Consider the following 13,801-nt stretch of genomic DNA (forward strand, 5'->3'; position numbering starts at 1 on the left):
TTTTAATAACGAGTAGATTAAAAAAAACCGTTACTCTAAGGTAACGGTCTTCAATTTTTGAATTAATCATGAACCTGAAAAATAATAGGAAAGGTGTACGATACTTTTACCGGTTTTTGATTTTGTCTCCCTGGTTGCATTTTAGGTAACTTCCCCATAACCTCTACCGCTTCTTCATCCAATTCCTTATGCTTTGATAAAGCCTTAATCCCGACCACGTTTCCATTGGTATCAATAGTAAACATCACATTGATTCTTTGAATTCCATCCAAACCAAGCTTTGATCCCAAATCGGCATCAAACTTCTTGCGAATATGTTGGTTGATTTTATCAGACAAGCATTTAATTCTCTCTTCCCGACCATTTACCTTTTCACACCCTGGAAACACAGGCGCTTCTTCTACAGCATTTACTGGCATCGGAGGCACATCAACCGGAATTTCTATAACCTTGATGCTTCCAGGATCCAAAGGTGTATCTGTAGGCTCTGGTTCTGTAATTAAATTATCTGTTTCTGGTAATGATGCATTGTTATCAACAATTTTTGGTTCAAGCAATAACTTGGGTTTTGATGTTGCTTTCTTTTCCACAGGTTTTGCTTCAGGTTCTTTATAAATCTTAAAAGCCAAATCCATCACATAGGGATCCTCTGTGATAGTCTCCCCTCTATCAGAAACAAGAGCTTCTGTATATTTAAAGTTCAATTGTAATAACCCATAAGCTCCCAAGAGCGCAACAATAAGACCTACTTGAAAAAAGAGGGTGGAGTTTTTTTGTAAATTTGCATCGTGCTTTTGTGGTTTTGGCACGTCCTTTTCGTTTTGCCGAACGAAAGACGGATTGTTGTTGAATAATTTCATGATAATACTTTTTATATGTTAATATTATCACAAAAACACAATAAGCATACCAAAAAAGAAATCCCGCTACATTTGTAACGGGATTTCTTAATTATAAGATATATAAGTTTTAAACTTAGTCTTGAACTTGGAATTTGATAGGTAAGTAATAAGGTACTCTTACTGCTTTACCTCTTTGCATTCCTGGCTTCATTTTAGGTAATTTACCAACAACTCTTTTTGCTTCTTGCTCTAATCTTGGATGCGGAGCTCTAGCCTTTACATCAACAATTTCACCATTTTTATCAATCTTAAAGAACACACTGATTTTTTGGATACCGCTCAAACCAAGCTCTCCTGCTAAATCAGTATCAAAATTCTTAGCGACAAATTTGGTGATTTTTTCATTCATACAAGCTTTCTTAGCATTGTTGTCACCTTTTTCACATCCAGGAAATACAGGAACATTTTCAATTACCGCAAACGGAACCTCAACATCCTCTTCTACTTCCTCAACAACTACCTCCTCTACTTCAACGATTTCCTCTTCTTGACTCGTTTCAGTTGATTCAATAACGGTCTCTTCAACCTCTTCCTCATCTTCAACTACCTCAATAACTTCTGGTGCAGCTGGCGGTGGCGGTGGCGGTGGTGGTGTTTGGATTTGCTCAGTAATTGGCACTTCTTCTTCCAACTCTTGATCCAAACTCAATGTTCCGATATCAATAATTTCTTTGTCATACGATTTGTAGTTGATAGCTGTATACGTGAAAAACAGCATCAAGGCTAAACCGACGGCAAAAAACAGTGAACTATTTCTACCTACATTGGCTTTAGGACTTTTCTTTTGTTCCATGAGTTTTAAATTTTCCTGTCCGCTAAAATAACCATTTATTTGGCAAAAAAGCAAACCATTATTGTTTTTTAACTAGTTTAAAATACCCCGTAATCAACAAAGATGAAACTAATACTCCAGCTATATTAAAGAGGATATCTATTAAATCAAATGATCTAGATGTGGTGATCAGCCATTGAAGACATTCAATAATTATACCAAAAATCACTGAAAATATAATTGCATAAAAAAATGCTATTCTTTTTCGTTTTCCAAACCTAATCACAAAGGTTGCAAACCAAAATCCGTTGAAAAGGAGATAGGCACAGAAATGGAAAATTTTATCAATGTATGAAGGAGCATATTCCTCCACTTTGTCCATATCTATCGTCATTAAACAAACAATAGTAAGACAAAGGGTATATAGTATTGTGATTAAAAATGTCCGTTTCCTAAGCACCTATTAGCTCTTTGTAATCTTCTGCAGATAACAAATTGTCTAATTGAGAAAGATCAGAGCACTTTACCTTAATCATCCATCCGTCTCCATAAGGATCGTTGTTTACTTTTTCTGGCTCATCTTCAAGAGACTCATTGAATTCAATGATTTCACCAGCTATTGGTAAAAATAAATCGGATACTGTTTTTACTGCTTCAACCGTTCCGAAGATTTCTTCTGCATCCAAGGTTTCATCTACTGTTTCTACCTCTACATAAACGATGTCTCCCAATTCTCCTTGGGCAAAATCGGTAATTCCAATAGTGGCCACATCACCATCTATCATGACCCATTCATGGTCTTTTGTATACTTTAATTCTGATGGAATATTCATAGTACTTAAGTTTGTTTCCGCAAATGTATCTATTCAACCTTATAAAATCAAACAGATTTTACTAATTACCAAAATTATATCTAATTGTAAACCCAGCTCGGATGGTAGTTTGTGGGAAAGCCGTTGAAATTGCGTACTCTGAAAAGGCATAATCAAAATAGAAAATTCCGGAAAGATATTTACTGAATGCGTAATCAGCCGTGAATTTACCAGACCAAATTGTCTGACCAGCGGTTACTTGATTGTTCTCCAAATCCAGATATCTTATAATCGTTTTGTTATCCCTTAATGACACATCTGCCTTTAAATTCAAATCGCTAACAATTGTTTTAGATGGACCAGCTAATTTAGATTTGATTCTCACATCTTTTACCCTATAACCCAAACCAAGAATATACTCGTTCCCTTGAATTTCTGTTAAAAGGTTGTTGTCGAAACTTAATGAGAGTAATCTATCCTTTTTCAACTCAGCCAAAATTTTAACCGAATTTTTCATTTCCATATCTATCCTTATCAATGGAGTGAACATTTCTGTCAAGTTGATATTTCCGTATAAAATTTTGTTCTTGAAATTTCCACCTTGATCCAATTCTTCTGGGTTGGAAGGATTATAATCCAAATTGGTTTGGAATTGGTTAATGGTATAATTGGAGCGATACCCATGAATCAATGAAAAACGCTTAAATCGATCTTTAAACCATTTAAAATTCATTAATCCAGTATATTTCAAATCCCAGTTTGGAATCGGAACATCCTTTATAGCTGAAGTACTTACGCCTCCAGCATCCTTTCCTGTGTAAGCCGCTACAAACGCAGGTAACAGAACAGCTTGATTGTTTTTCCCAAATCCAATAGGGTAACCCTCATCGTCTCTAGGAATCGTTCCACCTCCATAATAATCAGAAGCCAATCTATCAGCAATCAACAATCGGTTGGATCTAAACTCATTAAATGCTTCAGACACATTCTCGTCACTTTTGCTGAAAGCAGTAGCAATCATCATAGTGGATATATTGAAATTTCCATAGGTGTTTGGAGTCAAGGATTCGTATTCCAACTCCCCATTGCTATCATTAACTCTATAATTTTCAGTGTAGTTTTCAGCGAGTGTTCTATTGGCCACTAAATCAATTTTAAGATCATTAAAAGGCTCAATATTTGCCGTAAAATCTAGTTGCTTTAATTTGTTGGAAGTATACTGCTCATTAAAATCTTGATACATGGTCAACCATCCCTTCCTTGCGGCCATTTCTCTTACATCCCTTTGACTACCAAATGTAAATCCTACTGTTGGTTTCATGGTTCCAATAAAACCAGGTGTGTTTAAATACCCTGGCAAATAGGTACCATTTGTTTCAGCATAGTTGATTTGGAATCTTTTTAGACTTGTCAAAATTCCTATTCCGGCATTAAGTAACCCATATTTTTTATTTGATGACTGGGCCTCATCCTTATCCGCCCCCCTATCTACTGTAGGCTGACCATTTCTTCTTGCGGGCCCACTTGTTCTAGCTGCGGCTGTTCGCCGTGATGATTTCTTTTTCAGACCAATGTAATTATAAAACTTGGTCATGTTAAAAGTTGAATTCAAATTATGCTGGTTGGCATTTGAAATCGTATTACCTAAATTATAAATCTCCCCATCAATTTCTAAATTCCCAAACAAGTCAGACCCCTTTTGCCATTGAAATTCTCCATTGTAGGAATAGGTGGCATCCAAAAATGAAAAGGTTGGTATCTTATTAATCGGTAATTGGTAATTTACCCCCAATTGTTGGAATTGCCTGTTTGGATCTCCAAAATCAAAGAAACCATCCCAAACATCTAGAGCAGGATCTTGTTCCCCATTAAAAATATTTCCGTCAATAAAATAGTTTCTAACAATATTATTGTTTGAAGCCGTAAAATTGACCTGAAGTGATTTGGTAAGATTGTAATTAATGGTATACTGATAATCAAAGGTATAATTTCTTTGATAAAATTCTTCCAGTCCAATGTTTTCTCCGGTCAAATCAACCTCCCTAAACTTTTGCCTGTTATACCTTCTATTAATATCCGTATTAATAGCAAAACTTGTTGGCAACGGATTAAAATTAAAATCTTTCAAAATTTTCCAATATTCTCCGGTAAACAAAGAATCGTTCTTTTTGAAAGGTTCTATATTAATCGGCTCAAAATTATAAGCATAATTAACTCCGGCCCTCACATTTTGTTGAATGGAATTTTCTATTTCAAAATCCCTATGCTTTACCTTATTATAAGAATAATTAACCGTTAAATTCTCTACATCGTAGAAGTGCTTCTTGGCGTCTGCCGCTTTCGTCTTTCTTACCCCTATAAAATTGATACTTCTTCTTTTAGTGTAATTTTCAGATTGCTCTCTTATCACTTCTCTTTCATCATCAGAATTGGCGGCATCTAAACGAGATTCTAATGTTAAGTCTTTGTAATACTCATCAAATTTAGGTGTAATCTTCTCCTCTCCTTGCCCATAATTAAACGGCACCTGAATACCCCATTTTTTTGGTAGTAATTGTCCTAAATTCACATTAGTTACAACATCATATTGAACTACATCTTCTCGACTTCTTTCATTAGGCCCTTGTTCTATAGAACCAAATCCAGAGGTACTTTTTCTACCTGTAGCACTAACATTTGCAAAATCTGCTAGGTTGGAATCCATACTTAAAATAGCGGCCCAACCTCCTTCATTATCCATGTCGGAAATTCGAAGCTCATTGAACCATAAGGTAGCACATTCATCAGTAGAGGACACATTCTTAACCCCCACCATTAAAGTCCTTATATCACCAAAATTTGGATTTCCTTTAATAGCAACACGTTGTTGGCCCAAGGTATACGGGTCAAACTCATTAACTGGAATCTCACTTAATGCATCTCCAATTACATCATAAAAAGTGGCCTCTCCAGATGTTATACCTCCATCACTAATAGCTTGGGATTTCATATCCTGTAAAACGCTCAATGATAAGTTGATTTCATTTTCTTCTGGCCAAAGTTCTTCTCTAGAACTACCCGTACTCACTTTTAAAGGTACTTCAATTTGATAGTAATTATCCACCAAGTCATTACCCATCCTAATAAAACCTACCAATTCCCCATCACCAAGACCAGGGGTCGCACCTTCCTCGGCGTGCATAAACATTCTCAGTTTTTTATATTGACGCATGTCAACATTAATGTTTTTATAAACCGCCCGGGCATCATGAGGCTCAAGTTCGCAGACATTAACCACCAATGATTGTTCATTCTGTCGAATAACCGTATTGTTATTGTACAATTGTTCTGGATCTACTCCTGGGGGAGACAAATAACTTCCGTTATTTTCAATAGTACTTACAACACCAATACTAAACTCGGTGTTATCCAAATCTGGATCTCCCTCATCTTCATCCAAAGTTTGAGTATATCTTCTCCATTCGCTTCGCACCAAATCTAGAGTTCCGAACCTTAAAACTGTAGTTTCACTAAACTCTTTCACATACATTCTGGCAAACCGAACAGATCTTAAATCGGAAATACCTCCTATTTGATCAGTAAATTCAGATACTGGAATTCTAAACTGGTACCACCTTGGGATTACTGTTTGCCCGTTTGGCAAGCTTCTTACCTGATCATCTTTTATATCAACAATGTAGGGGTGGTTCAAGTTCATCGAGTTGGGAGCTAGGTCCACTTCATACTCATAGTAACTATCTATGGTATTCATGGTATTGTCACGATTCACATCCTCCACATCTGGTTGGGTTGTATTACCCCTATTCGTGTCTGAAAATGTATCAGGGGAGTTTCCTTCTACACCATTGTACCTTTTATACCTTTCAAAGATATTTCCTGAAGCATTTAAGAAATATAAATAATTATCATTTGAAGGGTCAGTCAATCCCGAATATGCGGCAGAAATCACGGTTTCCTCCGCATCATTATATCCATCATACCCCACATCTTGATTGGTTCGTTCTTGACCCGAAGTATCAAAAGCATAAATAAGGGATTGGTTCTGTGGATATACTGTTTGCCATTCTGAAACTGGTAACATGGATATATTTCCATCTTGAGGCAAACCGTTTTCATACATTTTTCGACCATCTTTAAGAACATCTTCGGAAATATTCCCTAGGTTGAAAACCAATTTACCACCAGGATTATTTTCGTTCTGTTGAAAAGGATCTTGAAGCCAAAACTCAATATACTCCACATTAGCTTGTTCAAAATCTGTAGATGTAATGGCACGGGTAATCCCTGCCCATGAATCTGTAGGATTGGTTAAGGTATTTGTAGAAATTTCAACTTCACTCGTCTGAAAATTATAAGGCCCTCTTTCAGCCGGATAATAAACCAAATCCAATGTATTGACTACAGTGGTTTGTCCTTGAGCAATGTCTTGATTGGGAAATAATTCTTGAATAAAAACCCTACTAGTATATAAATCTGAAATATCATCGTCTGATATTTCCCCCGGTCTTTGATTACTAAAGAAAATGGGATCAATAGTATACCAGTTTAAAAATGCTCTATCAAAACCATTTTGAAATCCATTTTCATCTTCATCACCTTCTCCATAAACACGTCCCAGATTTCTTGGTCTACTAGAAAGAAACCATGTTTGGGGAGATTTTAAGTCAATGTTGTTTTGAGTACCTTCAAAATCATCAATATAAGAGGTGGCTTCTCCCTGAAAATCTGTCCCTTTTGGAGCATCAGGCTTTAAATATGCAAATTCACCACGCACCGACAAATTTGAAGGAGCATCTGTATCTACATTTGGAAGCTTATTAACCAATCTGGTTAAAAATGGCACTTCAGTTGAATAATTACCATTGATTCCAAAAATATTGTTGTTTATGGATTCTTGTCCATAATTAGCCTTTTGGGTTATAGGCCTTTCATTTAAGTGCAACCAAGTAGCTCCCAAGACAAAATTCTCATTGAACTTATGCTCAACATTGACCCCCGTAAATCTCTTGGTTTGTTGTCCAAATACAGCATTATTTTCTGTAGATACTTGAATAGGTGTATTGGATGCCAATAAAGCGGGATCCAAAATTTGTACGGTTCCAGCCTGATAATTCACGGTGTAATCAATACCCTCGACTAAAACCCTTCCTCCAGCTGTCACCTTTACCGAACCCCTAGGAACATTAAACGCACCGATTGGAATTCCGTTGGCTCCATTCGATTTATAGCGCCCCTTAATCTTAAATTTGTTCTTACTTGCCTCCTCTAAGGCTGCCGTTTTTGTTTCCTTATAAAGAACATCAAACACATATTTATCTTGATTTTCATTATAAGAACTCGTGTTATTGTAATCTTCATTACCTACAGCCAAACGGTCGAATAAATACTCCCCAAATGGTTCTACCGTTGTGAAAATAATCTTCCCGTTTTGGGGAACAACTGTTATTCCTGGATAAAAATCAAAAAATCCATCCCCCCTATTTTGAGGGTCATTGTTAAAGTTTAGTCTATCTAAATTGAATAACCTTAGAAGCGTTGTGTTTTCTATCAAATCATCAGGAGGCGTTGAAGATGTAATGGGGTTACCATTTATATCAACACCAAAATCGCCACCTACAGGACTAATATAATTGAGTAAAGAGGCTTCATTGTAAAAGATATTCAATCTAAAATCATCCTGAGACAATTGATATGCCCCGGTATCATAGATGTTTTTCATCATTAAATCCCAAATTGGCTGATTGACATTAGTCACTGGGCTTTTCAACATCTTTAAGATCAGACTATTATTGGTAATGGTCGTTATCCCAGTACCTTGATCGGTGTCTACTCCCGTAGCATCTACGCCATCATTGGCAAATTCACCAACCTGATAAACTTGGCCGCCGCTTGTAAATTGAAATGCTACAGCCAGAACTTCATCATTGTTTAATCTTTGATTTAAGGAGATGTATCCTAATTGCGAATTTAAAGTATACTCTTGGCCTTGATTTAATTTTCTTGCATTTTCTAGTTTCGCATAATCCGTTCCCTCATTGACTTGCCCATTTAGAGTTCCAAAACCCTGTTGTACCGTTGCAATATCTCTTATCGCCTCCGTTAAAATAGATCCCGAACCAATAGAGGTTGGGTCAAAATCATTATTACCATTATCTGGAAAAGCATTGGGACCTACATTTATAAAACCTGGCGGAATTGGGTTTAATACAATGTTATTTGCCTCTAGATCAGGGTTTGATTCACCCAAATCTTGCAACGCCACAATATTCCTAACATTGTTAGTTGTATTATTTCTATTGGTGATCCACACTTCAATTCTTGTAATTTGGACATTCGAATTGATGAATGGATAGCTCGCTAAAGCCTTGTTATAGTTGTCACGGAAGTAATGAGATAAAAAGAAGTGCCTATTCTCATCATAATCCCGAGCAAAAAACTCAAATTCTTCCAAAGTCCCACCACCTTGCGCCACTACGGTTCGAGTATCAGACCTTTGTTCTGAGAAGACACCTGTTACTGTTGTCTTTCCAAATTGCAATTGTGTTTTTACACCAAATAAACTTTGAGCTCCAGTAATCAAAGAGCTATTTAAAGGCATGTTTACGTTACCAACCTCAATTTTTTGAATAATATCATCTTCTGTTGGGGTATACTCCAATTTGATAATATTCTGAAAATCAAAAGTTGATTCGGTATCATAATTGGCCGTAACTTGCAGTCTTGTACCTACTTTACCCAATAAGCTAAGGCTAATCCGTTGATCAAAGTCAAACGTAAAATTACTTCTATTTCTAGGCGAAAATGTAGGGTTATCTTGCCGCGTATAAAGAACTCCTAGGTCAATCTCGACTGTACCTTGAGGAACCACATTTATAGTATTACCACCAAAAAGAGTTTCAAATAAACCAGACTTCACATACAATTCTGGTATTAAATTTCGCTGCTCTTCTTCTGACCCCTCCTTTTTTCCATCATAAGCATCGATCTTTTGCTTATAATAAGTCATCATTTCCTCCTTAAGAATCAATTCTTGATACTCTTCAGGAGTTAAAATTAAAGGGTAGTTGATATTAAAATCACCTACTGTTTCCGTATAAATATATCTATCCGTCATAGGGTCATAGGTATATTTTGATACAATGCTATTAGGATTAGGCATTGTCATATTACCCATGGAATACCCAGTTTTAGTAGTGTCTTGAGTCGTCTCATTGGACGGTTCTTGTGAGAAGGCAAGCGAACTCACAAATAGAAAGACAAAAAACAGTAATTTATGGTATGGTTTATTAGTATAGTTGGTTGTCCTCAAAATTGGATTATAAATTTTTTAAAGCCTCTTTAATAATCGCTTCAACACTGGCATCAGGTTGATTTGATGTGATTTTATCCACTACTTTCTCAGATTGTTTTTTATTGAATCCAAGAACCTCTAAAGCAGATAACGCTTCATCCTTATTTGTATTGCTTTTAGCCACCGAAAGTTCATCTATATCATATACTTTCAAAATTTTATCTTTTAAGTCCAAAATAACTCGTTGAGCTGTTTTGGCTCCAATTCCTTTAATGGATTGAATTAAACCTACATCCTCAGTGGCTATACCTTCTCGTACTTGCTTGGGTGTTAATGAAGACAGCATGGTTCTGGCTGTACTTGCTCCAATACCACTAACTGAAATAAGCAATCTAAAAATTTCCCTTTCTGCCAACGATGAAAACCCAAACAATGTATGGGAATCTTCCCTCACTTGAAGATGTGTATACAGCTTTAAATTCTCTTGGTCTGGAATTTGTGAATATGTGTGCAAAGATATATTTAACAAATATCCTACCCCGTGACAATCAATAACCACATCGGTAGGATTTTTTTCGACAAGTTTGCCTTGTATATGTGTAATCATTAAAACTTAATTAACCTCTCAAATGTAATAAAATTATTTGCATTACAAGGATGTACAAGGATTGACTTTAACCTCCTGTTTTTCCTTTTGTTGGGCATCAATTACAGCAATAGCTGTCATGTTTACAATCTCATCTACACTAGCCTCCATTTGAAGAATGTGAGCTGGTTTTCTCAATCCCATCATAATGGGGCCGATGGAATCGGCTTGATTAAGTTCTTTTAATAATTTATAGGTGATATTTGCTGATTCCAAACTTGGGAAAATAAGGGTGTTCACCTTTTTTCCTGCCAATTTTGAGAATGGAAAAATGTCTTGAAGCATTTCATGATTTAACGCAAAATCCGTTTGAAGTTCGCCATCAACAATCATGTCTGGACAAAACCTATGCAAATAAGATACAGCTTCTTGAACCTTGGTAGCTCTAGGATGGTTTGATGAACCAAAATTAGAATAAGACGTCATGGCTATAACCGGTTCAATGCCAAACATTTTAACCACATGTGATGTCATATGGGCTATTTTAGCCAAGTCTTTGGCTGTTGGATCAATATTAATAGACGTATCACTTAAAAACATGGGACCTCTTCTTTGAGTTATCATCAAATTGGTGGTTGCAATTCGAGAAACCCCATCAGCCAAACCTATTAGTTCTAACATAGGCTTCACTACACTTGGATAGCTACTAGTATATCCAGATATCACAGCATCAGCATCCCCAGTATTCACCATCATAGCAGCAAAGTAATTCCTTTCTCGCATTTTCTTTTCGGCGGAATAAAGGGTTACACCTCGTCGCTTTCGGTTTTTCCAATAAGCCTCAGCATATTTATTCTTTCTTTCAAACTCTTCATCAGATTTAGGATCGACAATATCTATGTCAGCCACAAAATCTATCTCTTCCATTAATTTTTTAATGGTTTCCTTTCTACCCAATAAAATCGGAATAGCAATTCCCTCATCATGAACAATTTGAGCTGCCTTTAAAACATCCATTTGATCACCTTCAGCAAAGACTACTCGTTTCGGATTTAATTTGGCTCTATTTACTAATAACCTTACAAGTTTGTTATCATTCCCAAAACGTTCCAACAAGGAATCTGTGTACTTCTCCCAATCTAAAATTGGCTCTGTGGCAACACCACTATCCATTGCAGCCTTTGCAACCGCCGGAGGTACCGTGGCAATTAATCTTGGATCAAAAGGTTTTGGTATGATATAATCTTTGCCAAAGGTTAAGTAAGTTTCCCCGTAAGCTATATTCACCTGCTCAGGAACTGGTTCTTTTGTCAATTTGGCCAAAGCTTTTACTGCGGCCATCTTCATGTCTTCATTGATCTTGGTGGCCCTAACATCTAAAGCGCCTCTAAAGATAAAGGGAAAACCTAAAACGTTATTAACTTGGTTTGGATGGTCACTTCTTCCAGTGGCCATAATAATATCCTTTCTGGTCTTGACAGCCAAATCATAGTCAATTTCGGGATTTGGATTGGCCATCGCAAACACAATAGGATCATTTGCCATCGTTAGCAGCATTTCTGGGGAGACTATATCTGCTGTAGAAAGTCCGATAAAAACATCGGCGTCTTTCATAGCATCTTTAAGGTTGTTCAAATCTTTAGCTGTGGCGAATTCTTCTTTCTCTGGAGTTAAGTTGTCTCTATCCTTTCTAATAACCCCTTTACTGTCCAACATCACCATGTTCTCTGTACTAGCACCACAGGCTTGATAAAGTCTCGAGCAAGAAATCGCCGCAGCTCCTGCGCCACTAATAACTATTTGAACATCTTCAATTTTTTTATTGGCAAGTTCCAAGGCATTGATTAATGCCGCCGCCGAAATGATGGCCGTACCATGCTGATCATCATGCATCACTGGAATGTCCAGTTCTTCCTTTAATCGACGTTCTATCTCAAAAGCTTCTGGAGCTTTGATGTCTTCCAAATTTATCCCTCCAAAGGTGGGTGCTATTTGCTTTACGGTTTGAATAAATTCATCGACATTTTCAGTATCCACTTCTATATCAAACACATCAATATCAGCAAAGATTTTGAAAAGCAGTCCTTTACCCTCCATAACAGGTTTAGATGCTTCTGGCCCAATATTTCCTAGACCTAAGACTGCCGTCCCATTTGAAATCACTGCAACCAAATTCCCTTTGGCTGTATATTTATAAACGTTCTTTTTGTCTTTTTCGATTTCCAAACATGGTTCTGCAACACCCGGCGAATAAGCAAGAGATAAATCTCTTTGACTTGAATATTTTTTGGTGGGAACCACTTTTATTTTTCCTGGAGTAGGTTTGGCGTGATATACTAGTGCCTCTCTACGTCTTCTTTCCTTGCTCATAAAAACTGGATTAATGAGATACAAATGTATGAATAGTATCAGTTAAATCTATTCTTTTAGAAACCTAATATTTCTAGTAAGACCAGAATATTTGGTACGCTTTACAGCCGATTTCTGAAACACCTTTCTAAACGTTTCCTCTGTGAGCTCTTCCCAATCTTTTTTATTCATGTTAAGAAGCTCTTTGTTGGGATTAAATAGAGGTTCTGAATGCGGTTTTGAAAATCGATTCCAAGGACAAACGTCCTGACAAACATCACAACCAAACATCCAGTCATCCATTTTTCCTTTAAACTCTAAAGGCAGATTGTCTTTCAACTCAATGGTTAAATAAGAAATACATTTACTACCATCTACAACATAAGGTTGAATTATAGCTTCTGTAGGACAAGCATCAATACACGCTGTACATGTTCCGCAATGGTCTGTAGTGGGTGAGTCATACTCTAATTCCAAATCAACAATCAATTCGGCTACAAAATAAAAAGAGCCCGCTTTTTGGGTAAGTAGATTACTATGTTTTCCTATCCATCCCAGACCACTTTTTGCAGCCCAAGCCTTGTCTAGCACGGGAGCTGAATCTACAAAAGCTCTCCCTTCAATCTCTCCTATCTCGGTCTGCATAAAACTCAATAACTCCTTAAGCTTCTCTTTAATCACAAAATGATAATCGGTACCATAAGCATATTTAGACAACTTATAGGACCCATCTATTTGCTTTTCTTTAGGATAATAATTCAACAATAGGGAAATAACACTTTTAGAGCCTTCAACTAATTTTGTAGGATCCAACCTTTTATCAAAATGGTTTGTCATATAATGCATTTCTCCATGCATATGTTGGTTGAGCCAATTTTCCAACCTTGGAGCTTCATCTTCTAAGAAGCCCGCTTTGGATATGCCACAGGCCAAAAATCCTAGGCGTTTGGCTTCAGCTTTAATTTGAGCAGTATATTTCGATTTTAAATTCAAGGGAAATCTCTACAAATTAGTTTATACAACATTATAAAAGTCAACCGCAATTGGCAAATTTTCTTTACAAACAACTAGAGTTTTATCATAATTAGG

8 protein-coding genes are annotated in these 13,801 nt (G+C 36.6%); all 8 read right to left on the reverse strand.

Annotated elements, in window-relative coordinates; all coding sequences use genetic code 11:
- Positions 1–62: 62 nt before the first annotated feature.
- The 8 genes from ZA07_RS04065 to queG all read right to left on the reverse strand — a co-directional run bounded on the left by ZA07_RS04065 (position 63) and on the right by queG (position 13,705).
- The gene (locus ZA07_RS04065) at positions 63–860 is read right to left on the reverse strand and encodes an energy transducer TonB (RefSeq protein ID WP_053970464.1); all 798 of its coding nucleotides are present in this window, start codon (positions 858–860) and stop codon (positions 63–65) included.
- 115 nt (positions 861–975) lie between these two features.
- The gene (locus ZA07_RS04070) at positions 976–1,695 is read right to left on the reverse strand and encodes an energy transducer TonB (protein ID WP_053970465.1); all 720 of its coding nucleotides are present in this window, start codon (positions 1,693–1,695) and stop codon (positions 976–978) included.
- A gap of 58 nt (positions 1,696–1,753) precedes the next feature.
- Entirely contained in the window at positions 1,754–2,068 is a 315-nt protein-coding gene (locus tag ZA07_RS16360; RefSeq protein WP_082316507.1) for a VanZ family protein, read from the reverse strand.
- Positions 2,069–2,126: 58 nt separating this feature from the next.
- Positions 2,127–2,507, reverse strand: coding sequence for a glycine cleavage system protein GcvH (gene gcvH / locus ZA07_RS04080; RefSeq protein ID WP_053970467.1), 381 nt, complete (start codon positions 2,505–2,507; stop codon positions 2,127–2,129).
- A 61-nt stretch (positions 2,508–2,568) separates the two neighbouring features.
- Positions 2,569–9,795, reverse strand: a complete 7,227-nt coding sequence (gene sprA, locus ZA07_RS04085; protein WP_053970468.1) for a cell surface protein SprA — start codon at positions 9,793–9,795, stop codon at positions 2,569–2,571.
- Between the two features lie 7 nt (positions 9,796–9,802).
- A complete protein-coding gene (gene ruvA, locus ZA07_RS04090; RefSeq protein WP_053970469.1) occupies positions 9,803–10,384 on the reverse strand; it encodes a Holliday junction branch migration protein RuvA in 582 nt (193 codons plus the stop codon).
- Positions 10,385–10,426: 42 nt separating this feature from the next.
- Positions 10,427–12,733, reverse strand: a complete 2,307-nt coding sequence (locus tag ZA07_RS04095) for an NADP-dependent malic enzyme (RefSeq protein ID WP_053970470.1) — start codon at positions 12,731–12,733, stop codon at positions 10,427–10,429.
- A gap of 48 nt (positions 12,734–12,781) precedes the next feature.
- Positions 12,782–13,705 carry a tRNA epoxyqueuosine(34) reductase QueG gene (gene queG, locus ZA07_RS04100; RefSeq protein WP_053970471.1) on the reverse strand — a complete coding sequence of 308 codons (924 nt, stop codon included), beginning with the start codon at positions 13,703–13,705 and terminating at the stop codon, positions 12,782–12,784.
- Positions 13,706–13,801: the final 96 nt, after the last annotated feature.

It is taken from the genome of Mangrovimonas sp. ST2L15, assembly GCF_001280515.1.
Classification (GTDB): Bacteria; Bacteroidota; Bacteroidia; order Flavobacteriales; family Flavobacteriaceae; genus Mangrovimonas; species Mangrovimonas futianensis.